22 protein-coding genes and 1 pseudogene are annotated in these 26,201 nt (G+C 40.5%); 3 read left to right on the top strand and 20 right to left on the bottom strand.

Annotation, left to right across the window (positions count from 1 at the left end; translation table 11 throughout):
- Positions 1–9: 9 nt before the first annotated feature.
- From ACM44_RS08535 to lptB, 4 genes and pseudogenes are all read right to left on the bottom strand, one after another.
- Entirely contained in the window at positions 10–606 is a 597-nt protein-coding gene (locus ACM44_RS08535; protein WP_083993681.1) for a hypothetical protein, read from the bottom strand.
- Between the two features lie 142 nt (positions 607–748).
- Positions 749–1,393: an HD domain-containing protein gene (locus ACM44_RS08530; RefSeq protein WP_048499612.1), complete on the bottom strand. Its 645-nt coding sequence runs from the start codon at positions 1,391–1,393 to the stop codon at positions 749–751.
- Positions 1,394–1,527: 134 nt separating this feature from the next.
- Positions 1,528–2,103: a hypothetical protein gene (locus ACM44_RS08525; RefSeq protein WP_048499611.1), complete on the bottom strand. Its 576-nt coding sequence runs from the start codon at positions 2,101–2,103 to the stop codon at positions 1,528–1,530.
- Between the two features lie 383 nt (positions 2,104–2,486).
- A pseudogene (gene lptB / locus ACM44_RS08520) lies at positions 2,487–3,212 on the bottom strand (LPS export ABC transporter ATP-binding protein); the annotation flags it as partial.
- Between the two features lie 147 nt (positions 3,213–3,359).
- Between lptB and ACM44_RS08515 the strand changes: the two are divergent.
- Both ACM44_RS08515 and ACM44_RS08510 read left to right on the top strand, forming a co-directional pair.
- A complete protein-coding gene (locus ACM44_RS08515) occupies positions 3,360–3,854 on the top strand; it encodes an RNA polymerase sigma factor (protein WP_048499610.1) in 495 nt (164 codons plus the stop codon).
- Positions 3,847–4,521, top strand: coding sequence for a hypothetical protein (locus ACM44_RS08510; RefSeq protein WP_048499609.1), 675 nt, complete (start codon positions 3,847–3,849; stop codon positions 4,519–4,521). Before ACM44_RS08515 ends, ACM44_RS08510 begins: the two co-directional genes overlap by 8 nt.
- Positions 4,522–4,739: 218 nt before the next feature.
- On the opposite strand, the gene rpoN is transcribed toward ACM44_RS08510, so the two are convergent.
- The 16 genes from rpoN to ACM44_RS08430 all read right to left on the bottom strand — a co-directional run bounded on the left by rpoN (position 4,740) and on the right by ACM44_RS08430 (position 24,757).
- The gene (gene rpoN / locus ACM44_RS08505; RefSeq protein WP_048499608.1) at positions 4,740–6,218 is read right to left on the bottom strand and encodes an RNA polymerase factor sigma-54; all 1,479 of its coding nucleotides are present in this window, start codon (positions 6,216–6,218) and stop codon (positions 4,740–4,742) included.
- A 327-nt stretch (positions 6,219–6,545) separates the two neighbouring features.
- A complete protein-coding gene (gene asnS / locus ACM44_RS08500) occupies positions 6,546–7,991 on the bottom strand; it encodes an asparagine--tRNA ligase (RefSeq protein WP_048499607.1) in 1,446 nt (481 codons plus the stop codon).
- Positions 7,992–8,166: 175 nt separating this feature from the next.
- Positions 8,167–8,709 (bottom strand): ribosome maturation factor RimM, encoded by a 543-nt coding sequence (gene rimM, locus ACM44_RS08495; RefSeq protein WP_048499606.1) that lies wholly within the window; start codon positions 8,707–8,709, stop codon positions 8,167–8,169.
- Between the two features lie 153 nt (positions 8,710–8,862).
- The gene (locus ACM44_RS08490) at positions 8,863–9,474 is read right to left on the bottom strand and encodes a 30S ribosomal protein S16 (protein WP_048499605.1); all 612 of its coding nucleotides are present in this window, start codon (positions 9,472–9,474) and stop codon (positions 8,863–8,865) included.
- A 129-nt stretch (positions 9,475–9,603) separates the two neighbouring features.
- The gene (locus tag ACM44_RS08485) at positions 9,604–10,119 is read right to left on the bottom strand and encodes a membrane protein (protein WP_048499604.1); all 516 of its coding nucleotides are present in this window, start codon (positions 10,117–10,119) and stop codon (positions 9,604–9,606) included.
- Between the two features lie 117 nt (positions 10,120–10,236).
- Complete coding sequence (locus ACM44_RS08480) at positions 10,237–12,477, bottom strand: TonB-dependent siderophore receptor (protein ID WP_048499603.1); 2,241 nt, start codon at positions 12,475–12,477, stop codon at positions 10,237–10,239.
- 149 nt (positions 12,478–12,626) lie between these two features.
- Positions 12,627–14,003: an APC family permease gene (locus ACM44_RS08475; RefSeq protein WP_048499602.1), complete on the bottom strand. Its 1,377-nt coding sequence runs from the start codon at positions 14,001–14,003 to the stop codon at positions 12,627–12,629.
- 239 nt (positions 14,004–14,242) lie between these two features.
- Positions 14,243–16,126 (bottom strand): ABC-F family ATP-binding cassette domain-containing protein, encoded by a 1,884-nt coding sequence (locus tag ACM44_RS08470; RefSeq protein WP_048499601.1) that lies wholly within the window; start codon positions 16,124–16,126, stop codon positions 14,243–14,245.
- A gap of 100 nt (positions 16,127–16,226) precedes the next feature.
- The gene (locus ACM44_RS08465; RefSeq protein WP_048499639.1) at positions 16,227–17,090 is read right to left on the bottom strand and encodes a glycoside hydrolase family 25 protein; all 864 of its coding nucleotides are present in this window, start codon (positions 17,088–17,090) and stop codon (positions 16,227–16,229) included.
- 78 nt (positions 17,091–17,168) lie between these two features.
- Entirely contained in the window at positions 17,169–19,559 is a 2,391-nt protein-coding gene (locus ACM44_RS08460; protein ID WP_048499600.1) for an aldehyde dehydrogenase family protein, read from the bottom strand.
- Between the two features lie 100 nt (positions 19,560–19,659).
- Positions 19,660–20,658: a deoxyribose-phosphate aldolase gene (deoC, locus tag ACM44_RS08455; RefSeq protein WP_048499599.1), complete on the bottom strand. Its 999-nt coding sequence runs from the start codon at positions 20,656–20,658 to the stop codon at positions 19,660–19,662.
- A 176-nt stretch (positions 20,659–20,834) separates the two neighbouring features.
- The gene (locus ACM44_RS08450) at positions 20,835–21,308 is read right to left on the bottom strand and encodes an Lrp/AsnC family transcriptional regulator (protein WP_048499598.1); all 474 of its coding nucleotides are present in this window, start codon (positions 21,306–21,308) and stop codon (positions 20,835–20,837) included.
- Between the two features lie 33 nt (positions 21,309–21,341).
- Positions 21,342–22,304 (bottom strand): endonuclease/exonuclease/phosphatase family protein, encoded by a 963-nt coding sequence (locus ACM44_RS08445; protein ID WP_048499597.1) that lies wholly within the window; start codon positions 22,302–22,304, stop codon positions 21,342–21,344.
- Positions 22,305–22,369: 65 nt separating this feature from the next.
- On the bottom strand, positions 22,370–23,044 hold the full coding sequence (gene trmD, locus ACM44_RS08440) for a tRNA (guanosine(37)-N1)-methyltransferase TrmD (RefSeq protein WP_048499596.1): 675 nt from the start codon (positions 23,042–23,044) through the stop codon (positions 22,370–22,372).
- The gene (locus tag ACM44_RS08435; protein ID WP_048499595.1) at positions 23,041–24,309 is read right to left on the bottom strand and encodes an NAD(P)/FAD-dependent oxidoreductase; all 1,269 of its coding nucleotides are present in this window, start codon (positions 24,307–24,309) and stop codon (positions 23,041–23,043) included. The genes trmD and ACM44_RS08435 overlap by 4 nt, the downstream gene beginning before the upstream one ends.
- A gap of 91 nt (positions 24,310–24,400) precedes the next feature.
- On the bottom strand, positions 24,401–24,757 hold the full coding sequence (locus tag ACM44_RS08430) for a T9SS type A sorting domain-containing protein (protein WP_048499638.1): 357 nt from the start codon (positions 24,755–24,757) through the stop codon (positions 24,401–24,403).
- A gap of 121 nt (positions 24,758–24,878) precedes the next feature.
- Here ACM44_RS08430 and hemB point away from each other — a divergent pair, with 121 nt between their 5' ends.
- Positions 24,879–25,871 (top strand): porphobilinogen synthase, encoded by a 993-nt coding sequence (gene hemB, locus ACM44_RS08425; RefSeq protein WP_048499594.1) that lies wholly within the window; start codon positions 24,879–24,881, stop codon positions 25,869–25,871.
- Positions 25,872–26,201: the final 330 nt, after the last annotated feature.

Here is a 26,201-nt window from a genome sequence, read left to right as displayed (position 1 = left end):
CGGGATTTTTCATGGTTTGTTCCTAAAAAAAACCCCCAAGTTCAGGAAGATCAAAAGGAGATCCAGCGTGACCCAAACTGAAATTTTACTTGCTTCCAGCTGCGCTTCCGAAATTTGATTCTTGGCAATTTCAGACAATTTAACACTCTGGTTGATATAGTTTTTCACTTCCACAAACTGGCTTATTTTCTTATCCGGAACGCTGTGCTGCGAAAAATAGACCAAATTTTTCTTTCCCATAAATCCCGTAATCCAATACTGGTCAGCGTTCTTCATATCCAGATGTTCGGTGCGGAAAAAATTACTCCGGATACTCCCAAGATGAATCGTGACGAATTTAGCACTATTTTGGGTGCTGTCATTTTGCTTGATCACGTAAAAATCCAGTGGAATCGGCAACTTGTTCACGACTTTCAGCGGCATTGCATTCTCGCCAAAAGAATCCAAACTCCTGGAAACGAAATAGATGGCAAATACTGCAACCGAAATCACCAATACCGCAACTCTGAACACTTTAGCGATGATTCCAAATTTCCCTGCCTTGAAAACAGAAAAAAATAGTGCCAAAACAAGCAAAATAAAAATCAGAAAAAACAGGTAGAACATGGTGTAAAGATAAAAAATTCTGTTTTAAAGTTGATTCCTGCATGTGGAAATTGCGGTGGAGCACCTCATTGCAAAATTCAACTTTAGAAGGACCAGAAAAAATCACTCCAGTGAATTTTCCCAGAGATTCTGACTGATCAATTCATTCCACATTCCACTCTTTGTAAAACTCCTCCAAAAATCCAAGCATGAACTGATGCCTTTCCTCCGCCAAATCCTTTCCTTTTCGGGTGTTCATCAAATCCTTCAGCAATAATAATTTTTCATAAAAATGATTGATGGTTGTACCCTGATTTTTTTTGTATTCTTCTTTGCTCATGTTGAGTTTTGGCGGAATTTCAGGATGGTACATCAAATTATTTTTAAAGCCGCCGAAATTGAAAGTTCGCGCAATTCCGATCGCGCCGATTGCGTCTAGACGATCTGCATCCTGAACAATTTTCAATTCGATCGGCAAATCGCCCCGAACTTCTCCCCTGTTTTTAAAGGAAATATTTTTAATGATGAATAATGTCTGTTCGATGATTTCGGGAGACACGTTTTGATTTTCGAGAAAATCACGGGATATTTTTAAGGCCAAATTTTCGTCGCCATCATGAAATTTCGAATCTGCGATATCATGAAGCAATGCGGATAGTTCCACCACCTCCAAATTGCAATTTTCGGATTGGGCTATTTTTTTGGAAAGTTTCCAGACGCGTTCGATATGGAACCAGTCGTGACCGGCTTCCGCGCCTTGAAGTTGATCTTTTACGAATGTTATGGTGCGTTGGATAAGTGGGGACATCTATTTCTATTTATTTCAATGGAATTGCCGAAACATCATGGTTTCAAGACCGGATCATTTTGCCAGGAAATCTCCGAGATCATTCGAATACTTCAAAAAATTCTGACAGAAGTTTCCCCAATCTGTACATCAACTTACTTTTTCACTTCCACAAATTGATAAACCATTCCATTTTTGGGGTTATAGATGACCGTGCTTGCATTTGGGAAACGTTTGATTTTGAAATATTCGATGTTTTTATCATTCTTAAGGTCATCCAAAAAACTCATATCGATCGTGTTTGCAGGAAGAAACTTCGCAAAGAAAGTAAGTTTTTCGACGATGTTGGTTCCATCGATTTTTTCAAAATCTTTTTTGGATCTCGTTTCGTCCGAAGTTGGTTGTTCCACCAAAGTCTTTAAGAGCAAATCCATTTCAGCGGTTTTATATTTCAAGATATAAAAAGGGGTTCCATTGGGAAATGCGACTTTCTTCCCTACTTCATTTTCGAGCAATAAGCCATTGGAATTGGGAAAAATAGTTTCAAATTTCACGGTTTCCGCACTGACCACCTTATTCAGCTGTTCGTTCACTGTTTCCTGTACCATTTCTGTGGCTTTTTGTTGCGCCTCATCTTTTGCGGAGGTTATGGTTCGGCTGACAGATTCCTCGATCTTGTTGCAAGAAAAAACAAGGAAAAGTACTGAAAATGTGAGGAGTGTGTTTTTCATTGGAATCGAAAAAAATTGGATAAATGATTCTATTGCTATTTTTCTATTTAAGCATTAAATAAATAACTTGTCAAGTAGTGCAACTCTGGCTTAGACGCAGACCTTGAATCAGATTCGGCTTGCTCCAAAGCGTAAGCGGAGTTGATTTCCTTTTTCTGGAAGAGGAATGAATTGTTGGCAGTTTTATCCACCACATCATTGAAAATATGCTCGATTTCGGAATTGGAAAGTGATGCGAAACCCATTTCCTCGAAACCGTGAATCAACCGAAGATTGTCAATAGCGGAAAAGTTCTCGTCCACGAAATGTTGGAATTGGTTTTTGGAATCGAAATTTCCTGCCCAAATATTGTAAACGTAGGACTTCTTTTTCGGCTTATTGAGGATATCCTGATAAACGAAGTTTTCGCCCAGATATGCTTCACGAACTTGCGGATCTGCCGCCAAATCTGCGGGAAGTCCTTCCTTTAAAATCCGCCCTTCAAACATGATGTAAGTTTTGTGGGTGATGGCCAAAGTTTGCTGCACATTGTGGTCGGTGATCAGAATCCCGATGTTTTTATCCACCAAACTTCGCACGATTTTTTGAATGTCTTCTACCGCGATCGGGTCCACTCCGGCGAAAGGTTCATCCAGCAAAATAAAGTTCGGGCTTGTTGCCAGACAACGTGCAATTTCGGTTCTTCTTCTTTCGCCTCCCGAAAGCAGGTCTCCGCGGTTTTTGCGCACGTGCTGCAAAGAAAATTCCTCTATGAGTTCGTCGCATTTCATTTGCTGTTCTCGCTTCGACAGTTTAGTGAGTTGCAGAACTCCCAGAATATTATCTTCCACGGAAAGTTTGCGAAAAACAGAGGCTTCCTGCGCCAAATAACCGATCCCTTTTTGTGCGCGACGGTACATTGCATCTGAGGTTATTTCCTTGTTGTCCAGGAAAATTTTGCCCGAAGTGGGTTTCACCAAACCTACAATCATATAAAAAGAGGTGGTTTTTCCGGCGCCATTCGGACCCAGCAAACCCACAATCTCTCCTTGTGAAACCTCCACTGAAACGCCTTTCACCACTTTTTTGGGGCCGTATTCCTTGATTAAATTTTCTCCGCGTAGAATCATTGGGCAAATATAAAACAAATTGTCTGAGGTTTAAATGTGGTTTCAAGTTTCAGGCTAAATTGACCATAGAACCTCCAAAATCTACACCAATATCCCATCTTCCGTCAAATTTCTCTATCTTCGTTCCCGAAAATTTTCGGAAGAGTTTTGAATACGAAAGAGAAAGAGTTTGCCAAATTAATCAAGGATAATCAGGGTTTGATTATCAAGGTTTCGCGGCTTTATACAAATTCGCTGGAAGATGAGGAGGACCTTTTCCAGGAAATCGTGTTACAACTTTGGCGATCCTACGACACATTCAAAGGGCAATCGAAAATTTCGACATGGATGTACAGGGTTGCTTTGAACACCGCAATTACGCTTTTCCGAAAGAAAACAAAATCACCGCAAACGGATGAGCTGCAGGATTTCCACTACAAAGATTTCATGGAAGACGACGAGGAAAGACAGCAGCAGATTTCCACTTTATACAAAGTGATCAAAATGCTTCCCAATGTGGAACGCGCAATCGTGACAATGTATCTGGACGATTTGCCGTACCGCGATATCGCCGAAAACTTAGGGATTACCGAAGTGAACGCGCGTGTGAAAATGAACCGATTGAAAAAAACGCTAAAAGAACTCATGGAAAAACATGCCTGATTTTGATTTAGATCATTTAAAGAAAACTTGGCAGCAACAAGAAGTGAAGCCAAAATATGACGGCACTCAAATTGAGGAGATGCTGAACAAATCGTCACGAAATTATGTGAAATATATCCTTTGGATCAGTATCGCAGAGTTTATCGTGATTCTTGCCATGAATATTTACTACACTTTTTTGGGCGATGACACGGAAAGTTTCCTGAATATTCTCGGAAAACTCGGGGTGCAAAACACAGCAAAACTGGAAGAAGATTTCACCCATCTGTATTTTGCACTAAAAATTGTGAGCATGCTGATTACGGGGGTTTTCGTGGTCTTATTTTACCGAAATTACAGACGCATCAACATAGAATCAAACCTTAAAAAACTGATCCTGCAGATCATCCAATTCAAAAAAACGGTCAACTATTTTATTTTTGCGAATATCTTGTTGATTATTTTGGTATTGGGAATATTGGCCGCGTTCACTTTTGCAACTTTGTCGGGTCAAAATATTCATCTGAACCACCCCACTTTGATCGGATTTATTACCGGATTTATGGTCACCTTGATTTTGTCTGTTGTCTTGATTTGGGTTTATTACCGGATTGCGTATGGCATTATTCTGAAGCGATTGGGGAAAAACTTGGCTGAATTAAAGAAAATTGAGGAAACAGAGGAATGATCTTTCAATAGTCATTTCTCAAATCCTTTTTTCTTTTGTTATTCATGTTGATAAAACCCACAAACGCTAATGGTCCCTCAGTTAATCAAAATCATTTTTACTTTTTCTGAAACCGCTCCCCAACAAAAAAGAAAGGATCAAAATCCACTTTGCAAAATTCAACTATTTCCAAGAAATTTTGTCATTTAGTGGTCCATAAATTCCGTGGATGGTCTTTCCTAAAGCTCCTTCCTCAATCTTGCCACCGGGATATTCAGCTGTTCACGGTATTTCGCAATGGTTCTTCTTGCGATATTGTAGCCCTTTTCTTTGAGCAAACCGACCAACGCATCGTCTGTGTATGGTTTTCTTTTGTTCTCTTTATCGATCACTTCCTGAAGATGGGTTTTGATCTCTTTGGTAGAAACTTCTTCACCATCATCATTGGTCAGCGAGTCTGAGAAAAGATCTTTCAGATAGACAATTCCGTTTGGCGTATCGGCATATTTGCTCTTCACGACACGGGAAATCGTGGAAATATCGAAACCTGTAATGTCCGCAACATCCTTTAAGATCATTGGTTTCAAAGACTTGTCGTCACCGGTTATAAAGTATTCCTTTTGAAGTTTTACGATCGCCGAAATCGTCTGAAGCAATGTGTTTTGTCTTTGGTTAATGGCGTCTATATACCATTTTGCCGCATCCAGTTTTTGTTTGATAAAAAGCGCTGCCTGCTTATGTTCCGGCGAGGTTTTATCATGGGAATAAGTGGTCAAAATATCTTTGTACTCGTCTGAAACCCGAAGAGTTGGCGCATTTTTGCTGTTCAGCATAGGAATCACTTCCACGCCATTTTTGCCGTTGTCTTTAACATGAATTGAAAAATCCGGAATAATTTCATTATTGATGGTAATGGTTTGGGTATCGAAGTTTCCTCCAACTTTCGGTGAAAGCCTGGAAATCACTTCCAGCGCATCTTTCAGATCTTCTTCCTCGATGTCATATTTCTGGATAATTTTGTTGTAATGCTTGTTGGTAAGTGCATCGAACTGGTTTTTCAAAATATTTGCAGCGAGACTGACGGCTTTGTCCGAACTTATTTTTTTCTCAATTTGAAGGAGGAGACATTCCTGCAAATCCCTTGCGGCCACACCCGCCGGATCTAGTTTCTGCACGTAGTTTTCCAGGATATCGGCCACTTTTTCTTTAGTGGTATAAATTCCTTGCGAAAACGCCAAATCATCCACAATCTGCTTAATTTCTCTGCGAAGATATCCATCATTGTCAAGGTTTCCGATGATATATTCGGCAATTTTCAGATCCTGTTCTTCGATATTTGCCAGGTGAATTTGCTCCAAAAGATAATCGTAAAGCGATTGTCCTTCGGTTAAAAGCGACTGATTATCAAACTCTTCGTCATCTGCAGAATAGTTGCTTGTAGAAGTTTTGTAAGAAGGTTCGTCATCAAAAATATATTCATCCACATCAAAATCGGTATCGATGCTTTCGGTTCCTTCTTCTTCAAAACCTTCGTCCAGCGAGGTGTGGTCCTCTTCTTTTTCCTTGTCCTGAACTTTTTCAAGTGCAGGATTTTCTTCCAGTTCGCGCTCCAATTCCTCCTCGAATTCCAAGGTGTGAAGCTGGATGAGTTTCATCAGTTGAATCTGTTGTGGCGCAAGTTTCTGCCCTAGTTTTAATTGTAGATTTTGTTTCAGCATTGGATGATTGGTTTATCCGTTTTACTTTTTATCAGGTGTTTCAGTTTTAAGACTGCGAAGTTCAGCTCCACAGCATTTTCTGTATCCGAAGTTTCATTTTTTCTCGCAAAATAACGGAAAAGATTTCACCGCTTTTCTGCATCGATGACTGATCTTCTAAATGGTCAAATTGCAGCTGGTTTTTTAGTTTTTCTCTACGAATTTAAAGAAATATTTTTAAATGAAGATAAATTTGCATGATTTTTGCTATTAAAGTTTTCAACAAAAAAACTTTCAGGAATTCTGAAAGTTTTTTCTTTATTTAAAGCTTTTTCTTTAAAAATCAGTTTAGAACTCTGCGTTGTGCGGTGTTCTCGGAAAAGGAATCACATCTCTAATATTCGTCATTCCTGTCACAAAAAGAATCAGTCTTTCCAGACCAAGTCCAAAACCTGCATGTGGAACCGAACCAAATTTGCGCGTATCGAGATACCACCAAAGTTCGTGTTCATCAACATTCATCGCTTTCATTTTATCTATAAGCACCTGGAATTTATCCTCCCTTTGCGAACCGCCTATAATTTCGCCGATTCCCGGGAAAAGCACATCCATTGCGGCAACCGTTTTACCGTCTTCATTCAATTTCATGTAGAACGCCTTGATTTCCTTAGGATAGTCAAATAAAACCACGGGACATTCAAAATGTTTTTCCACCAAGAATCTTTCGTGTTCTGATTGCAAATCCGCTCCCCATTCTTCGATCGGGAACTGGAATTTTCCTTTTTTATTTTCTTTTGAGTTTTTTAGAATATCGATTGCTTCGGTGTAAGAAACCCTCTTGAAACGTTTCTTAATCACATTTTCCAGCTTCTCTATCAAACCTTCAGATGCGCGCTCTTTTTCCGGTTTTTGCTTTTGTTCTTCAGCGAATCTTTTGTCTAAAAATTCCAGGTCATCTTTGCAGTTTTGCAACACATAATTGATAATGTATTTCAGGAAATCTTCAGCCAGATCGATATTGTCTTCCAAATTACTGAAGGCAACTTCCGGTTCCACCATCCAAAACTCGGCGAGGTGACGTGTCGTATTGGAATTCTCTGCACGGAAAGTCGGTCCAAAAGTATAGACTCTTCCCAATCCCATCATCGCGGTTTCCACGTTTAACTGGCCGGAAACGGTAAGATTGGTTTTCTTGCCGAAAAAGTCCTGCGAATAATCGATATCGCCGTTTTCATCCCGGGGAATTTCGTTCAGGTCAAATGCAGTAACGCCAAACATTTCGCCTGCTCCTTCCGCATCAGCACCGGTAATCAGCGGCGTATTCATATAGAAGAACTGATTCTGGTTAAAGAATTGGTGGATTGCAAAACTCACCGCACTTCTCACCCGGAAAATCGCCCCGAAAAGATTGGTTCTGAATCGCAGATGCGCCTGCTCACGAAGCACTTCAAGGGAATGTTTTTTAGGTTGAAGGATGGTTTTATCCCTTTCTTCAGTGAAGTTATCGCCCAGAATCTGGATTTTTTTGGCGATGATTTCTATGGTTTGTCCGCTTCCCTGGCTTTCAATCACTTCACCCACCACTTTTAATGAAGACGCGGTGGAAATATTTTTAATGATTTCCTCATCAAAGTTTTCAAAATCTACCACAATCTGCAAATTGTTGATGGTGGAACCATCGTTCAATGCAATAAATCTGTTCGAACGGAAGGCGCGAACCCAGCCCTGCACAGTAATATCGTGGTGTAAAAGTTTTTTGTAATCGGAAAGTAATTCTTTAATCGTCGTTCTCATTTATTCAAAATCAATAGCTGCAAAATTACGGAATTTTTACTTTAATCTCTAGCGGATCCTTTCAACTTGCGGAAATTCGCGACCCGAGCTGAGTGGAGCTCTTTTTTGTGGAATGAAATGGAGCAAAAAAAGCGGGAACGGAGCGCGGAAATAGTCGCCCAAAAACCGAATGTTTTTATTCGTCTTTTTTTGAAGGAACCAAAAATACGTCCATCAATCCTTCCGGCAAAGCCATTTTGATGAATTTCTCCTCCCGGTTCACTTCCAGAATCCAGTCTTTGATCAGAGGAATGATGATTTCTTTTCCTGCCAAATCGAGGATGAAGTAGTGCTGTGCGGTTTGGTCATTCACGGAAACAATGGTTCCGCAGGATTTGCCGTCTTCTTCACGGATCTCAAAACCAACGACTTCGTGGTAGTAGAACTTATTTCCGGAGAGTTTGGGCAATGTGGAAAGCGGAAGATAAACGTCTCGTCCGATGGTTTGGTCCACCAATGGTTCGGTGGCGTTTTTAAAGGAAATGATGAGCGTGTCGTTCTTGCTCCAGGATTGTTTTGCGATGAAGAACGGCACGAGCAGACCGTTGATTTCAATAAAAATGGAATCGAGTTTGCGGTACATTTCCGGTTGGTCGGTATCCAATTTCAGGAATACATTTCCCTGTAATCCGTGTCTTCGGGTGATTTTTCCCAAAAAGTAGCTGTCTTCTTTTTTCATTATTTCAATTATTGGTTTCGGCCAAAACCGACAAATATTAACTTTGATGAATGTGTTAACCTTTGCTGAGCTAATTTTCCACAAAGATAAACCCTTTCCAAATAACAAAGACGCCGAAAATGGCGTCTTTGTGTATGTTTTAATTCTAAAGAATTAAGCTTGAGCTTCTTCAGTTCCTTCTGCTTCTGCAGCAGGAGTTTCTGTTGCCACTTCTTCAGAAGTTTCTGCAACTTCTGCGACTGGAGCGTTTGCAGCTTCTTCAGCAGCTTTTTCTTCTGCCAATTTCGCTTCTTCAGCTGCTTTAGCATCTGCTTCTGCCTGCGCTACTGCATCTAATCTCGCTTGGTTTACTTTAGCTTCAGCTTCTAAAGCTGCTTTTTTAGCATCTGCTTTAGATTTTGACAATGAAGATTTTTTGTCCTCCACTTGTTTTTCTTTGTTTTCCAACCAAGCGTTGAATCTCTTTTCAGCTTCAGCTTGGTCAAAAGCACCTTTAGCAACACCACCTTGAAGGTGTTTTTTGTAAAGTGCTCCTTTGTAAGAAAGGATCGCTCTAGCTGTGTCGGTTGGCTGTGCACCGTTGTTCAACCATTTTACCGCTGAATCCACGTTCAGGTCGATAATTGCAGGATTTGCAACCGGATTGTAAGTTCCCAATTTCTCGATGAATTTACCGTCTCTTTTTGCTCTTGCATCGGCAACTACGATGTGGAAGAAAGGTTTTCCTTTTTTCCCGTGTCTTTGTAATCTAATTTTTACTGACATAAATGTTTGATTTTGTGGGAACTCGTCCCGATTAATTATTTAAGGGTGCAAAGTTATGAAAATTTACTAACCTCACAATGTGTCAATGTGATAATTGTCTAAACTTTTAAACAAAGTCTGAAGAAAGTATCAGATAAAGACCAAAATTATCGCCAAAATCAATCCTGCTCCGGTGTAAATCATTCCTCTTCTAAATGCTTTCGACTTTACATTGAACATCCAAAAACTGGAGATCACGAAAAAGAAAAGTGAGATTCCAAAAAATGCGTTCAGAGGCGAAAGTCGGTCTTTTGACTGGGACTTGTGGAGTTTGGTCATTTTATCCAGAACGTAGGGAAGTTCCATTTTGGTATATTTCGCTTCACCGGTCGAGGAATTATAGGTTCCGTTTTTGAAATAGAGGATTCCGTTTTCTGTCTTTTGCACTTCAAATCCTTTCATTTTAATTTCTTTTCCGAGTTGCTTTTCGTCCAGATTTTTTTCAAAAACCTTCTCATACTTCTTTTCCTGCTTTAAGAAATCGGTGTCGCGATAAATCATTAAAACTCCGCTAACCGCATAAACCGCCATGATTCCCGCCATAAAATACCCGAGATACCGGTGAACGATCCTCATGAAAGATCTCGTGTTGTTAATTCTGTCCATTCGTTTTCTGTTTTTTGTTTTTTTTTTATTTAAAAAGTAGAAACCGGGATCTCCACTTGATCTGATATGAATTAAATTTTTGTTTCCAGCAATCTGAAGTTTGAATCGTTCTATTGATTAAAGTTTATAAGTAAGCGTCAAATAAAAGTTTCTCGGTGTAATCGGATTTACCGAATAGTTTTCGTGAACATTGAAACTCTCGGCATCAAAGGCATTTCCGATTTTTCCCTGAATCAGGAATTTTTGGAACTCATAACCCACGGAAAAATCAACTGTGGCAAATCCTTTCACATCAATCATCCTGGTCACTTGCGATTGATTTTTGGTATCGTTCCAACCTGCTTTTCGGTCGCCGGTATAGAAAGTGGTCGCACCCAAAATCAGTCCGTCGAGTTGTTTGCGGAATTTGTAGAAAACCGATGCATTAGCGGTAACCGCAGGAGTTCTTGCGATCCTTTGATTCTCCACAAATCCATAATCTGCGGGAGTTTCCAAATACACGGCGTGGTTGTAAGAAATCCCTCCGATCAGCGAAAGTTGGGGAGTCGGATTTCCGGTAATGTCAAGTTCCAATCCTCTGCTTCTCACTTTTCCGGCGAACTCTTTAATGGTGGAATCGGAATTTGGCGTTCCATCTGCCTTGAATCTTGCAGTGGCGTAATTATTTCTGCTGTCGATTTGATAGGCGCTGAAGTTCACTGCAATGGTGTTGTTCCACATGTTCTTTTTCAAGCCAATTTCATATTGGTCTACAACCGTTGGTTTCAATGCCTGATCATCAATCGAAAACCCGGAATTTGGCACAAAAGAATTGGTGTAAGTTCCATAAACCGTCATATTTTCAGTAGGCGTGAAAACCAAACCTGCTTTCGGCGAAAATGCAAAATCCCTGGTTCCGGTTTTTAGGTTTGTGGTTTCCGTTCCAGTTGCGAAGTCTTTCACTTCGGTATCTTTATTTTCAAGATTTGAATATCTGATTCCTGCCAAAATCTTGAACTGCCGAGTGATTTCTACGAAATCCTGCGCGTAAACCCCGAATCTCTGAGTGATGATTCTGCTTCTGTTTTTCCTTTCAGAATCGGGCATTGCTCCCGAAACCCAGGTTGAAGGATCATCGAGCAAAAGAATTCCATTGGAATTTCCAAGGGTTCCATACAGGTAAGAAGTACCATAAGGTTTGCCGTTGGCCGGATTAAAATAAGTGTAGGCATCGGTATTTCCGAAGTCTCCATCTGTTCCGAACAAAACTTTATGGGTTAATTTGCCAGTTTTAAATTCGCCGTTTAAATTGATTTGCGCGGAAGCATAATTTTGTTCGTTATAAGTTCGGTTCAGTGGTCGCAGCCAACTTCTGTCCGGTTGCTTAGTGGAATTGTAATACCATTGGACTCTTTCAGTTGAAAAATAATCTTTCGTGTAATTTTGATAGGCGATTACCGAATTCAAAGTCCAGTTGTCATTAAACTGATGGTTGATAATGAGATCGGTTGTCGCCATTTGATTGGTTTGATATTGCCAATCCGCACCTAAAAACTGATTTCTGCTCAAGCCCGTCTCTAAGGTAGAAATTCCGGTTTGAAAATCAGATAGAGAACCCACCCCAAAATCCGGAGTGAAGTGGTGTTTCAGATAATCTCCTTCCACAATAATCTGGGTATTTTCACCGATATTGAATGCGAAGGATGGATTGAAATACTGTTTTTGCGAATTCACCACATCTCTGAAACTATCCGCATATTCGTAAGTCCCATTGATTCTGAAAGCGACCTTTTTTGATAGCGGTCCAAAAATATCGACGGTCGGTTTGTAAGTATTCCAGCTTCCGGCGTTCAGGGCAACACTTCCACCAAAATTGAAACGCGGCTTTTTGGTAATTAAGTTGATGATTCCTCCCGGCCCAACATTTCCGTAAAGCATTGCATTGGCTCCTTTCAAAACTTCCACCCGTTCCAACGAAGAAACTTCCGGAAAAATTCCGCTGTTTACTTTCGCTCCATTCTTGAACATATTTTCATTTCCGAAGGTAAATCCACGTCCTCCAAAACTGTCCTGAGAACCTCCCCTTGACGAAGTCAGATAGATTCCGTTTACGTTTTTAATGACGTCGCTCAGCTGTTTCGATTGTTGCTGCTCAATAATTTCGTGGGCAACTACCGCGATCGGCTGTGGATTTTCAATGGAAGGGATATTGGATTTGGCAGAAGAAATCCGCGCTTGGTTTGGATTTCCGGTTCGGTGCATGTAGATGTCTTCAATTTCCTGAATCCTCAATGTATCGTTTTCCGCTTTATACATCAACTGTGCTTGTCCGCAAATTGCACATGCCACTAATCCCACAGATAACACCTTCTTCGTCATAACCTTTATTTAGAATTAATTAAAATAATGGTGCAAATGTAAACAAGAACTTTGTTTTCACAAAATTTGTTTTGAACTATTCTAAATAAAAATTAAAACGACCGTTTAAAATGCTGGCAATGAATCAGAAAAATTAGTGATGATTTTCGTCATGAGCGCAGTTTAACAAAGAAAAGACCCGCTAAAACATAAAATCCGCTGATTAAAATATAGGAAATTCCGTTTTGCGCGGTAGCCGTTCCAACCAAAACCAAAACAACTCCCAGAATTGCAATAATGGCCATCAAATATTTCACGAAACGGTTTCCCTTAAAAACATTCTTCCTAATCAAGGACAACAAACCCAAGAATAATGCGCCATTTACCATATAGATGAAAGCAATGGGAATGGCGGAAAGGTCATAATTGATGTTGGTAAAGAAATCCAAAGTATTGGTGAAATAATAAAAAACAATGTACCCGAAAATGATCACAAACGCCAGAATTGCACTATTGATCGGGGTATTGGTCTTTTCACTCACTTTCCCTAAATTGAGGAACTTCCTGGATTTCTCCAGATTGTAAAACTGATAAGGAACTCTGGTTGAAGCCAGGAGCAAGCCATTAGATGTTCCCAAAACTGAAATAATGACAAAAAGCTGAATCAGGACCGCACCACTTTTCTCCGCGATATTTCTGGAAAATTCCGTGATATAGGTATCCTTTAAAGTCAAAATTGCCGCACTGTTCATCCGCAGAACAATTCCACAATAATATAATACATAAACGAACAAAACGACGGAAGTACCGATAATCAGTGCTTTAGGGAGGTTCTTTGAAGAATTTTTGATTTCGCCGGAAAGTTGGGTCGCAATATACCATCCGTCAAAAGCGAATGAAATCGGGATAAAACTCGCTGCAACCAGCAACCAAAAGTTCTGGTTCTCACCAACGGTTTTTGCCGCGTGGCTAAAAGTATTGGCTTCTTCCACATCTCCTTTCACAAGGCTTAAAATTCCCAAGGATGCAATAAAAATCAAGGGGATCAATTTAATGACCGTGGTCAACTGCTGGAAAATCCCGCTGCTTTTCGGCCGGAAAATATTCATTCCCAAAAACAGGCACAAGTTCAAAATTCCGATCAGTGAATAATGCAGGAAAATTGGCTTAAAGGCGACAAACTCGGCAATCAGGTGAGCAATATAAATCCCCGAAACCGTGAAAAGCACCGCTGTGAGCAACGGATAAAACAAACTCAGATACATCCAACCCACAAATGCCGCCGATTTTTTGCCAAAACGGTATTCCACATAATTCAGAATACCTCCATCTTTCGGAAGAATTTCTGCATAGTTCGACATTGAAACTGCCGCAAAAACCACGCTCACTCCGACGATGATAAAACCGAGCAATCCAGCCAAAGCATTGCCCTGAGTCGCAAAAAGCACATCATCAACTTTAAAGAAAATCCCCGAACCGATGACTTGTCCGATGACTAAAGAGATTGCGGTAAAAAGGCCGTATTTGGGTTCGAGGCGGGAAGACATGGGAGTTTAAAGTTTTAGGTTTAAGGTTTAAGGTTTGATGTTTTGGGGTTTCAAGTTTCAAGCCTGTCTGCCGACAGGTAGATTTCAGGCCTGTCTGCCGACAGGTAGATTTCAGGTCTAAAACTTTTTCGCCAACTAATAACAACACCATCTAATTACTATTGGATCGCTATCTGAAAAAGCCAGGTGTCAAAGCAAAATTTCATTATTATTTGTTAATTCTTAATTACTAATTTCCCCTACTCAATCTGCAATTCCAGCCAACGCATTTCCATTTCTTCTAATTTTTCGGAAACGGTTTCCAGATCTTTAGACAAAACGGAAATCTTTTCGTAATCGGTTTCGTTATTGAGTTGGTCCATAATTTTATTCCTTCTCTTTTCGAGTTCGGGCATTTCTTTTTCGAGGGTTTCGAGTTCGCGTTGCTCTTTGAAGGTTAACTTGTTTTTGGTTTGGGGACGTTTGGAATCGTCTGAATTGATTGGAGTTTGCTGTGTTTCTTCCTCCACTTGATTCTTTTTACCCGCATCTTGTGTCTTTTTAAATTCTCGATATTCAGAAAAATTCCCCACAAAATCCTTGATTTTTCCATCACCTTCAAACGCCAAAACATGGTCCACAATCCGGTCCATAAAATACCTGTCGTGGGAAACGATAATAACACTGCCCTGAAAATTCAAAAGGAAGTTTTCCAAAACAGTTAAAGTCGGCAAATCCAAATCATTCGTGGGTTCGTCAAAAATCAGGAAGTTTGGATTTTGATAAAGGACATACATCAAATGCAGACGCCTTTTTTCGCCTCCGGAAAGTTTGGAGATTGGAGAATATTGCGTTTGGTCATCAAACAAAAACAGTCGCAAAAACTGTGATGCAGAAATGGTTCTTCCGTTTGCCAAAGGGAAGTTTTCACCCACTTCTTTGATGAAATCAATCACCCGCTCATCTTCTTTATAAGTCAGTCCTTTTTGCGAAAAATACCCAAATTTGATGGTTTCACCGGTTTCGATCTCGCCTTTGTCACAAGGTTCCAAACCTTGGATGATATTCAGCAAAGTGGATTTTCCCGCGCCGTTTTTTCCAACGATTCCCACTTTTTCGCCCCTTTGAAACTGGTAAGAAAAATCTTTAAGCAAAAGCTTTTCGCCAAAACTTTTATCAATATTTTTAAGTTCGAGAATCTTTTTCCCCAAACGCTTCATTTCGAAATCCAGTTCCAGTTTTTGCTTTCTGGTATCGGTTTTCGCCACTTTTTCAGTTTCGTAAAATGCGTCAATGCGCGATTTTGATTTGGTGGTTCTTGCTTTTGGCTGTCTGCGCATCCATTCCAATTCCTTTCGGTAAAGATTGTTGGCTTTGTCGATGGTCGAGTTCAAATTATCTTCCCGAATCATCCTGTTTTCAAGGTAAGTCGCGTAACTTCCGTTGTGGACATAGAGGTTGAAATCCTCCATTTCCCAAATGATGTCGCAAACCGCATCCAGAAAATACCGGTCGTGAGTCACCAGAAGCAAAGTCACCATTGCTTTTGACAGGTAATTTTCGAGCCATTCCACCATATCCACATCGAGGTGGTTCGTCGGTTCGTCCATAATCAAAAGCGTATGACGGTGTTCGGCACGCGTTTCCAAAAGCAGTTTTGCCAATGCGACCCTTTTGATTTGTCCCCCCGAAAGGGTTTTCATTTTCGCCTCCAAATCGGTGATTTTCAGTTGCGAGAGAATCTGCTTCATTTCGTTTTCCAGATCCCATGCTTTGTGGATTTCCATTTCGGCGAGGGCTTTTTCCATGTCATCCGCATTTTCGGTGTGCAATGCGTGGTGGTAATTCTTCAAGGCCAAAATCGGTGCGGAATCCAAAGTCATCATAAACTCCTCCACATTCAGTTCGCCTTCGAAATCAATTTCCTGGTCAAACAGAACCACCTGAATGTCTTTGTTGATGGTCACTGTTCCCGAATCCGCGATTTCCTTTCCCATCAAAATTTTAAGCAAAGTAGATTTGCCGCTGCCATTTTTTGCGACAATGGCGATTTTGTCTCCTTCATTGATATGGAAGGAAATATCTTTAAACAATACTTTGAGCCCGTAGGATTTGGTGAGGTTTTCGGTGGAAATGTAGTTCACTTTGAGGTTGAGGTTAAGGTTAAGGTTGAGGTTGAGGTTGAGGTTGAGGTTGAGTGTGCGAAAATACGGAATTCCTGCTTGAATCCTTCAAGGGTGGGTTTCAATCCAAAGTCAGCCGCTTCAAACTCCAGGTATTTCCATTGAAAACATTCACGTCCACTTTCGTGTTGATTCCGTAAACAATACCGTTTTCAGTGAACTGCCAAAAATTCCATTCGTCGTCTGGTGACGGTTGCGGAACATCATTGTAATTGGCGAGCCAAAGCGTGTACCCATCGAAATTTCCTCTTAGAAAATCTTTGTAGTAATGGTAATAGGTGTAGATGATTGGTTTTTTTCCATAGGCATCTTCCACGATTTTGCACCAGATTTTCAAGTCTTCCAGCAGCTTTTGGTTGGATTTCCGGCGGGGAATTTTTTCAATATCTAGAATCGGTGGCAAATCTCCAGATTCCAGTTTCACATTTTCCAGGAAATTATTTGCCTGCATCACAGGATCTTCATCGGCACGGTAAAAATGGTACGCTCCGCGAATGAGTTCGTGTTTTTTGGCGAGTGCCCAGAATTCGTCAAAATGTTTGTCCGCAGATTTGTTCCCCATCGTTCCGCGAAGAATCACAAACTCTATCGGAATAGAGCGGTTTCCGATACTTAAACTGTCCCATTCCACGTCTTCCTTTTTTTGATAATGAGACATATCGATGCCAAAGGTTTTCCCGGCATAATCGCCAATGATCCGGTTAATCCGGTTTTCTTCAGCTTCAGAATTGGACAAATTTCGGTGCTGGAATCTGTTGAAATACATGGCGTAATAAAACGCGATTTTTTCCTTCAGATAAAATCCGGTTCCGAGCAAAGCGACCGCCAAGACCAGAAACAATGTCCACCGCCGGAAAAGCCAGTTCTTCCTTCGTTTCTTATGGATTTTCCGAGTCGTTTTTCTTTTTACGTTACGTTTCGCCATCAGGTGCAAAAATAAAGTTTTGTAAATGAAAAACCCGAGAAATTTTCCCGGGTTTTTCATATTTCAATTTGGAATCTGCTATGCTCCGTAAGGAATCCAAATATTCTTAATTTCCGTAGCGTGTCTCAAAAATTCCTGACCTTCGCCTTGCGCGGCATCGAGCCAGTTTCTGTATTTCCCGAAATTCACCCAAGAACGTTTCATGGAATCGGTAGAAAGCAATTCGATATCTTTACTTCCTTCTTTGCTGCCGAAATACCAGATTCCGTCAACATTGTAATGTTTCGCCAATTCTTTCGCTAATTCATCTTTTGGTCCGGTCACAATATTTACGGTTCCTGCAGGAACATCGGAAGTTTCTAAAATTTGATAGAAATCGGTCGCAGAGAACGGATGCTTCTCAGAAGGAACCACCACCACGTGATTTCCCATGGCAATTGCAGGAATCACCGTGGAAATAAATCCGAGCAGAGGATTTTCGTCCGGACAAATTACTGCCATCACTCCCACCGGTTCCGGCATTGCCAAAGTCACCATTCGCTGAACGGTGGAATGCGCTGCACCATCGTACTTATCGGCAAAAGCGGCGTAGGTATAAATTCTTTCGATGGACTTCTCCACCTCATCTCTCGAGGATTCCAGACTTTGGTTGGTCATCTCCGAAATTCTCTCCGCAAATTCTTCCGCACGAATCGACAAGTTTTCCGCAATATAGTAAAGAACCTGCGCTCTGCCGTGACCGGTCATTCCACTCCAGGTTTTGTTCGCATGCGCTGCTTCTACCGCGTTTCGGATATCTTTTCTATTTCCTTCGGAAACTTCGCCAATATAATCACCAAATGCATTTTTGATTTCCATGCTGTAACCTCCATCCGGACGCGCCTGTTTTCCACCAATGTACATTTTGGTAGTTCTATCGATTTCTGCCAGTAAATTTGATTTTTTGGATTCCTTCGGTTTCACCGCTTTTGGCACTGCAGGCTTTAAGGCAAATTCATCTTCGATTCTCGGTTTTATATACTCGTAAAGCCCTTCCTTTCCACCTTCTCTTCCAAATCCAGATTCTCTGTAACCACCGAAACCAGCATTTGCATCAAACTGGTTGGTACAATTGATCCAAACCGCACCCGCTTTAATTTTCGGAGCGATATCTAATGCAAGGTTGATATTTTCTGTCCAAACACTTGCAGCCAGACCATACCTGGTGTTGTTTGCCAAAGCAACAGCTTCATTATGCGAACGGAAAGTCATTGCGACCAAAACCGGCCCGAAGATTTCTTCCTGTGCGATCACCGAACTTGTGGGAACATCGGTAAACAGAGTCGGCGGGAAAAACCAGCCCTCTTTTGGAAGTCCGTTTTTCGGCTGATAAATTTTGCAGCCTTCGTCAACTCCTAGTTTCACCAATTCGGTAATGGTTTTCAACTGAACTTTATCCACGATTGCGCCCATATCTACAGCTTTGTCTAAAGGATCGCCAATTCGCAGCGTCTCCATTCTTGTCCGCAATTTTTTATAGAATTTCTCCGCAATACTTTCCTGGACCAAAAGTCTGGAACCTGCGCAGCAAACTTGGCCTTGATTAAACCAGATGGCATCCACAATTCCTTCCACCGCCGAATCCAAATCCGCATCTTCAAAAACGATAAATGGCGATTTTCCGCCTAATTCCAAAGATATCTTTTTGCCACTTCCCGCGATTTCAGTTCTTAAAATTTTACCCACTCTGGTGGAACCGGTAAATGCAATTTTATTGACGTCTTTATTGTTGACCAGAGCGTTTCCCACCACCGGTCCTCTTCCGGTGACGATATTTACCACCCCTTTTGGAAGTCCGATTTTTTCACAGATTTCTGCGAAAAGCAGAGCAGTCAATGAAGTGTATTCAGCAGGTTTTAAAACCACGGTATTTCCCATTGCCAAAGCGGGAGCGATTTTCCAGGCCAACATCATCAAAGGAAAATTCCATGGGATGATTTGTCCGATTACTCCGACTTCTTTGTAGTCTTTGAACTCGGTGTCCATTAATTTTGCCCAACCTGCGTGATTGTAAAAATGTCTTACCACAATTGGAATATCGATATCGCGGGTTTCACGAATCGGTTTTCCATTGTCCAAAGTTTCCAGAACTGCGAACAATCTGGAATTTTTCTGGATTTGTCTTGCCAATGCGTAAAGATATTTCGCCCTTCCGAAGCCGCCGATTTTCACCCATTCCGGAATTGCATCTTTTGCAGCTTTCACGGCTTTGTTGACATCGGTTTCATCTGCTTCCGCAAATTTTGCCAAAAATTCTTTATTGCTTGGATTTATGGAATCCATGTATTTTTTCGAATTGGGTTTCACCCATTCTCCACCGATAAAGAGGTCGAAACTTCTTTTGTGGTTTTCTAAAAATTCCACTGCAGGTGCTGCAGTTTCAGGAGCGGGACCGTAAACCATAGTGTCGTATATTTCTTTGATTTCCATCAGATTTTATTATTTGAAGTTTAAAGCCTGTCTGCCGACAGGTAGATTTGAGGTTTTACTTGAATCGACTTTCAAAACAAGCCAACACTCGAAGAAGATTTTACGCCATCGGATGTCTGAATCCTGCGCTGTATCTTCCGGTCACGTAATGTTCGAGTTGTCTTTCGATATCGCCCAAAAGCGAACTTGCGCCGAAACGGAATAGATGTGGATTGAGCCAATCATTTCCTAATTCTTCTTTAATCAGAATCAAATAATCGAGTGCCTGTTTTGCTTTTTGGATTCCTCCTGCCGGTTTGTAGCCAACTTTCACACCGGTCAATTCATAATAGTCTCGGATGCAGCGAATCATCACCAAACTCACCTCCAAAGTGGCATTTACGGATTCTTTACCCGTAGAAGTTTTGATGAAATCGGAACCTGCCATCATTGCCACCCAACTTGCTTTGGCCACTTTTGTGTACGTAGGAATTTCGCCGGTTGCGAGAATTGTTTTCATGTGTGCTTCTCCGCAAGCTTGTCTGCAAAGTTTGATTTCTTCATACAATTCTTTCCATCTAGATTCCAGAACCAGATCCCTCGAAATCACGATATCGATTTCTGTTGCACCGGCTGCGACGGATTTTTTGATTTCGGTTAATTTCTCTTCTAGTGAAATCTTGCCTGCCGGAAATCCAGTGGAAACTGCCGCTATTGGGATATTGGTTCCCTGCAGCGCTTCTTTTGCAAAGGGAATCAGGTTGTGGTACACGCAAACCGCACCAGTTGTCAAATTTTCGTCCTGCATCCCGAGTTTTACCAGAAGATCTTCCCGAACCGGATGTTTAGCCTTTTCACAAAGTCGCAATACATTTCCGCGGGTATCATCACCTGCAAGAGTGGTGAGATCAATCATAGAAATTGCCTTCAGCAACCATGCTGCCTGGAATTCCTTCTTTACGCTGCGTCTTGCGGTAAGTGTTGCAACTCGTCTTTCGATAGCGCTTCGGTTGATATTGATCCCCTCAAAATATTTTGTGTTGAAAGACAAGCCTTGGTTTCTCTCTTCGCTAATATTTTGAGGACGATCGGTATATTTTTTTTCTAAAATTTTTTCCATAATTTTTTTAAGTTAAAAAATGAAAGCTCCCCCAATAATTTGGGAGAGGTAAAATTAACCATTTCTTGGCAAATAGGAAATTCTTTTCCGATGTTTATTGAAAAGACCGGCAATGCCAAAATAAAAGACATCAGCTTTACGCCAATGTCTTGTATATTTAGCATTTAACTTAAGAATTACTCCACCTTCAACTGTCTGCTGATACTTTGTTCCAGGGAGATAAAGGTTTCTGTTCTGGTCACTCCTTTTAGTTTTTGGATCTTGTTTAGGATGTGCATTAGATGATCATTATCACGACACAAAACTTTTAAAAAAACGGTATAATTCCCTGTGGTGTAATGTGCCTCCACAACTTCATTTACGCTCTTAAGTGCTTTGATGGCCTCTGAATAATGACTGGGTTGTTCCAAGTAAACCCCGATGTAGGAAACTACCTTATAACCAATTTTTCTCGGATTTAGAAGCGAAATCGAATTTTCTATAACTCCAGCATTCTCTAATTTCTTGATTCTTTGATGAACTGCGGTAGTTGAAATCCCAACTTCTTTGGATATCTTCGCCAAGGAAGTCTTCGAGTTGCTCATCAGCTGATCAATAATCTCTTTGTCAACAGAATCCAAATGGTATCCGCTGTTTACTAGGTTTCTCATTTTATCTATATTATTTTTCTATACTCTTTTCTGTTAAGGGTTCGATGGATTAATCGAACATGTTATGAATACCGGGAAATGGTCGCTGTATCCCCCTAGATACCTTTTGCCGGCAAAAGTGCGAAAAGGTCTGCCTGTAACTTTTCTGTCCCAAGTACTTAATTTTTCGGAATTAAAAACCTTTGCATTTTTAAAATGCAGGTAAGCATCTTCATTAAAAAATTCAGCTGAAAGCAATATTTGGTCAAAAAGCAAGCCATCCTTGAAATGAAAGGTTGAAAATTTACGCTCCTTAAACAAATCGACATATGGATTGTTCAAAATTTTATCAAAATTTTCGCCATAAAGCAATTTCTTTAAATTTTCATCATCTGGATTTTCATTAAAGTCCCCTAAAACGATCACTGGTTCCTTTTTGGATAATGACTGTACCACGTGATTCCTCAAATCGCTCAAGATGTAGTCACGTTTTGGTTTATTGACATCTTTTTCTCTTTTGGAAGGAAGATGCACAACAAAAATATTGATGATTTTTTCTCTGAATTTCAATTTGCAAAATAAAATGTCACGGGTGGTGTCATAGTTTGCAGGATTATCATCTTCAATTTCAAAGAAATACGAGATTGGTTCAGACGAGACCACTTCAATCTTTGACTTGTCGTAAAGAAGCGCGACATCTACCCCCCTTTCGTCCATCGAATCATAGTGCACGATGCCATAATTGGAATGGAAAGGCTCCAGGTGAACCAAATCTTCCAGTGGTTTTCTTCCCTGGATTTCTGCAAGTCCGATGAGCATGGGCAATACCTCCTCCGATTCTTCTATCAATTGAAAAACATGGGAAATTTTGAAAAGTTTATTCTTATATTTTCTTGGATCCCAGTTTGGAAGCCCAGACAATGTGGGATCGAGTTTGTGCATTGGGGGCGGATCCGGCAAGAACAGGTTTTCAACATTATAAAATGCTATCAGTTCTTTGGTTTCGTCATTTATCATTGTCTAGTTGCACTCGTTATTCTATGGATTTCAAACTCCACAAAAATAATTAATTATCTTTACTTTTAATGCAAAAGGTCTGGTCTTTTTTTCTGCGTAATTTTTAAGGCCTGCTCACTACGCCATTCTTCAATCTTTTTGAAGTTACCACTCAGCAGGATTTCCGGAACTTTTAATCCTTTGTATTCCGCGGGCCTCGTATAAATTGGCGGCGAAAGTAAATCATCCTGAAAACTATCTGTCAGAGCTGATTGCTCATCATTCAAGACCCCTGGAATCAACCTGATCACCGAATCCGCCAATACACATGCCGCCAATTCACCACCAGTCAAAACATAATCGCCGATCGATATTTCACGGGTGATGTGCAGCTCGCGAATTCGCTGGTCAATCCCTTTATAATGGCCGCAAAGAAAAATCAGATTATCTTTAATAGAGAGCGTGTTCGCTATTTTTTGGTTTAGCGTTTCGCCGTCTGGAGTGAGGTAGATGATCTCATCATAATTTCGCTCTGACTTCAATTTAGAGATCAAATTATCCAATGGTTCACACATCATCACCATTCCCGCTCCGCCCCCATAAGGTTCATCATCAATCTGCCGGTATTTTCCCAACCCGAAATCCCTAAGCTGATGAAAGTGCACCTCCGCTATACCTTTGTCCATGGCTCTTTTCAAAATAGAGGTTTTAAATGGACTTTCCATCAATTCCGGTAAAACGCTTATAATATCTATTCTCATTGCTGGGTTCCGTTCTGTTTATTTGGTACGATGATGAGTCTTAATGACGAGTCTTTGTTGAAATAACTCCACATCCAGTTGAAGAAAATGGCGATTTTGTTCCTGACGCTCAAAATCAGCATCAGGTGAAGGAACATCCAAAAATACCAGGCGAAAAAACCCTGAAACTTGAACTTCGGCAAATCAACTACCGCTCTGTGTTTCCCTATGGTCGCCATGCTTCCCTGATCCTCATATTCATATTCAGTCCATTCCTCTTCCGACTTTTTCAGCAGGTTTTTTGCCAGATTTTTCCCTTGATTAATGGCCACGTTCGCTACCTGTGGATGTGCAAGTGGATATTTCGGAGTTTCCATATAGGCGATGTCGCCAATCGCGAAAATATTGGTGTAACCCAGAACTCTGTTGAAACGGTCTGTTCGATATCTGTTCTTCATCAATGTTTCGGGATGCAGACCTTCGATGATATTTCCGGTAACTCCTGCCGCCCAAATGACATTGTTAGACGGAATTGACTTTCCACTCTTCATCATTACTAGATCACCATCATAACCCGTGACGAACTCATCACTCATGAATTTCACCCCTAAATCCTTTAAATATTTCTCTGACATTTTTTGCGACTCGGCACTCATTATACTTAAAGGTTTCTCAGTTGAGCTCACTAAGATCACATTCAAATCATCAAAATTCATATTGGGATAATCACGAGGAAGGATGTCCTTTTTCATTTCCGCAAAAGCTCCCGCCAATTCCACTCCCGTTGGACCACTTCCCACGATCACGATATTCCAGTTCCCATCATCGCTACGCTTTCTTTCGATGATCAGTTTCTCAAAAGTCATCAACACGTGATTTCTGATTGCAATCGCTTCCTGGGTATTTTTCATCCCAAAAGTGAGCTGCTCCATGGTTTGATTTCCAAAAAAATTGGTTTTGCAACCGGTGGCGATGATCAGTTTGTCATAAGTGAATTCGGCATCATCTGTGTTGGTTAGGATTTTATTTTCCTCTGGAATGATCTTCACCACCTCGGTCATTCGGTACCGGATATTTTTAGAGTTTTGAAAAATCTTGCGAAAAGGAAATGAAATATTAGACGGCTCTATCCTGCCACATGCTACCTGATAAAAAAGCGGTTGAAACATGTGGTGGTTCACCTTATCGATGACGATGATTTTCTTATTCTTATTGTTGAGTTTCTTGGCCAGCTGCAGTCCTGCAAAACCCCCGCCAATAATCACAATTTTTTCCCGCATTTCCATCAGACAAAAATACGGAAATTTTCAGAGTTGAAGGTTTTCTGAAATTTTGAGGGGAACAAAAAAAATTCCCGAAGAATTTCAGGAACTTAATTTATTGTTTTACGATTTGGGTAACTTTTTGAGTATTATCACTTAAGGTATACCTCATCAAATACTTGCCGGGTCTCAGTTTATCCAAGCGGATTTCACCAGAATTCATATTGACCGCATATTGAGCAACTTCCATTCCTAAAATAGAATAGAAAGTAACATCTTTAATTCGCAAATTCGCATCTTTAGATTTAATAACTATGAAATCTCGGGCTGGATTTGGGTACGCAACCAACACTCCATCATCAGATTTTTGAGATGTTGAAACCGGTTCCCTTGAAACAGATTGAGCGGAAAGATTTCCCGAAAAAACTGTTAAACCACCGATAAATAGTAAAGAAACTAATAATTTTTTCACCGATAAATATTTTTTATTTATAAATATCATTACAAAAGTAACAAATTCAATTTAATCTACAATAGAATTTTAAAAAAACTATCTCTAAATTTGCAAAAGTTATTTCAAAAACCATTCCATAATGATTATATATTCAAGAAACCGAAGATTAAGAACCAACGCTTCGGTCAGAGCACTGGTGCAGGAAACTGTGTTGACCACCAATGATTTCGTAATGCCAATGTTTGTCATGGAAGGTGAAAACCGGCAGGAAGCCATCCCGTCTATGCCTGGGATTTTTCGCAGATCGCTTGATCTCACGGTGAAGGAATGCAGGGAGCTTTTCTCTCTCGGCATCAAGGCGGTTAACCTATACATGAAGGTTTCCGAAGACCTGAAAGACAACACGGGAAAAGAAGCCTGGAATAAAAACGGCTTGATGCAAAATACCATTAAAGCCATCAAAGATGCGGTTCCCAACATGGTAATCATGCCGGATGTAGCGCTTGATCCTTATTCCATTTATGGACATGACGGAATCATCACTAATGGAAAAATTGACAACGACGCCACCAATGACGCACTGGTCAAAATGTCAGTTTCTCACGCAGAAGCCGGAGCAGATATTGTGGCGCCAAGTGACATGATGGATGGAAGAGTTGCCGCAATCCGGACCGGATTAGAGGAAAATGGTTTCACCGATGTGGGAATTCTAAGTTATGCCGCAAAATATGCCAGTTCATATTATGGACCTTTCAGAAGTGCATTAGATTCTGCACCGGTTGATAATCAGGAAATTCCAAAGGACAAGAAAACCTATCAGATGGATTTCCACAATTCCAGGGAAGCGATTGACGAGGTATTGAAAGACGTTGCCGAAGGTGCGGACATCATCATGATCAAACCGGGGCTTCCGTATCTGGACATCGTTTCCAAAGTTCGCGAAACCATCGATTTGCCAATCGCAGTTTACAATGTGAGCGGTGAATATGCCATGCTGAAAGCCGCCGCACAAAACGGTTGGTTAGACAACGACAAAGCGATCATCGAGAGTTTGACCTGCATCAAAAGAGCGGGAGCGGATATGATTTTCACTTATGCAGCGAAAGAGGCGGCGATTTTACTGAACCAATAAATCTCAATTTTTGAACGATCCAATTAATTATTTTTTACTTCCCCACTTCGGCTTTAAAAACAATCATTCCGGATCGTTCCTTCACTCCGACATATAAAAGACAACCTTCACAAGTTTAATTTTTTCAATATCAATCAATTTAACAACCATAATAGTTAAATTTTTTCAGTATTTTGTTTAATTATAGCATATATTTTCTTTAAATAAAAGATTTGTTTTTGTTTTTTAAACCAACTCTTTAAGTTTGCATCAGAATTTTAATCATAAACCTAAAAAAAGAGGTGAAAAACAACCTTGAATGATTAAAACTTCCGGCAGACTATTTATTAT

This window comes from Chryseobacterium koreense CCUG 49689, assembly GCF_001045435.1.
GTDB lineage: Bacteria > Bacteroidota > Bacteroidia > Flavobacteriales > Weeksellaceae > Kaistella > Kaistella koreensis.
Note: the sequence above shows the minus strand (reverse complement) of the source record. Positions and strands in the feature narration are given on the sequence as shown.

What these genes read in the sequence shown, in the direction of transcription:
- ACM44_RS08485 (WP_048499604.1), bottom strand. Translation starts at nt 10,119, where the DNA reads ATGGACAGAATTAACAACACGAGATCTTTCATGAGGATCGTTCACCGG.
- rpoN (WP_048499608.1), bottom strand. Translation starts at nt 6,218, where the DNA reads ATGCTGAAACAAAATCTACAATTAAAACTAGGGCAGAAACTTGCGCCA.
- trmD (WP_048499596.1), bottom strand. Translation starts at nt 23,044, where the DNA reads ATGAGAATAGATATTATAAGCGTTTTACCGGAATTGATGGAAAGTCCA.
- ACM44_RS08445 (WP_048499597.1), bottom strand. Translation starts at nt 22,304, where the DNA reads ATGATAAATGACGAAACCAAAGAACTGATAGCATTTTATAATGTTGAA.
- ACM44_RS08480 (WP_048499603.1), bottom strand. Translation starts at nt 12,477, where the DNA reads ATGACGAAGAAGGTGTTATCTGTGGGATTAGTGGCATGTGCAATTTGC.
- asnS (WP_048499607.1), bottom strand. Translation starts at nt 7,991, where the DNA reads ATGAGAACGACGATTAAAGAATTACTTTCCGATTACAAAAAACTTTTA.
- deoC (WP_048499599.1), bottom strand. Translation starts at nt 20,658, where the DNA reads ATGGAAAAAATTTTAGAAAAAAAATATACCGATCGTCCTCAAAATATT.
- ACM44_RS08435 (WP_048499595.1), bottom strand. Translation starts at nt 24,309, where the DNA reads ATGGAAATGCGGGAAAAAATTGTGATTATTGGCGGGGGTTTTGCAGGA.
- ACM44_RS08490 (WP_048499605.1), bottom strand. Translation starts at nt 9,474, where the DNA reads ATGTCAGTAAAAATTAGATTACAAAGACACGGGAAAAAAGGAAAACCT.
- ACM44_RS08510 (WP_048499609.1), top strand. Translation starts at nt 3,847, where the DNA reads ATGCCTGATTTTGATTTAGATCATTTAAAGAAAACTTGGCAGCAACAA.
- ACM44_RS08460 (WP_048499600.1), bottom strand. Translation starts at nt 19,559, where the DNA reads ATGGAAATCAAAGAAATATACGACACTATGGTTTACGGTCCCGCTCCT.
- ACM44_RS08465 (WP_048499639.1), bottom strand. Translation starts at nt 17,090, where the DNA reads ATGGCGAAACGTAACGTAAAAAGAAAAACGACTCGGAAAATCCATAAG.
- ACM44_RS08450 (WP_048499598.1), bottom strand. Translation starts at nt 21,308, where the DNA reads ATGAGAAACCTAGTAAACAGCGGATACCATTTGGATTCTGTTGACAAA.
- ACM44_RS08475 (WP_048499602.1), bottom strand. Translation starts at nt 14,003, where the DNA reads ATGTCTTCCCGCCTCGAACCCAAATACGGCCTTTTTACCGCAATCTCT.
- rimM (WP_048499606.1), bottom strand. Translation starts at nt 8,709, where the DNA reads ATGAAAAAAGAAGACAGCTACTTTTTGGGAAAAATCACCCGAAGACAC.
- ACM44_RS08535 (WP_083993681.1), bottom strand. Translation starts at nt 606, where the DNA reads ATGTTCTACCTGTTTTTTCTGATTTTTATTTTGCTTGTTTTGGCACTA.
- ACM44_RS08530 (WP_048499612.1), bottom strand. Translation starts at nt 1,393, where the DNA reads ATGTCCCCACTTATCCAACGCACCATAACATTCGTAAAAGATCAACTT.
- hemB (WP_048499594.1), top strand. Translation starts at nt 24,879, where the DNA reads ATGATTATATATTCAAGAAACCGAAGATTAAGAACCAACGCTTCGGTC.
- ACM44_RS08525 (WP_048499611.1), bottom strand. Translation starts at nt 2,103, where the DNA reads ATGAAAAACACACTCCTCACATTTTCAGTACTTTTCCTTGTTTTTTCT.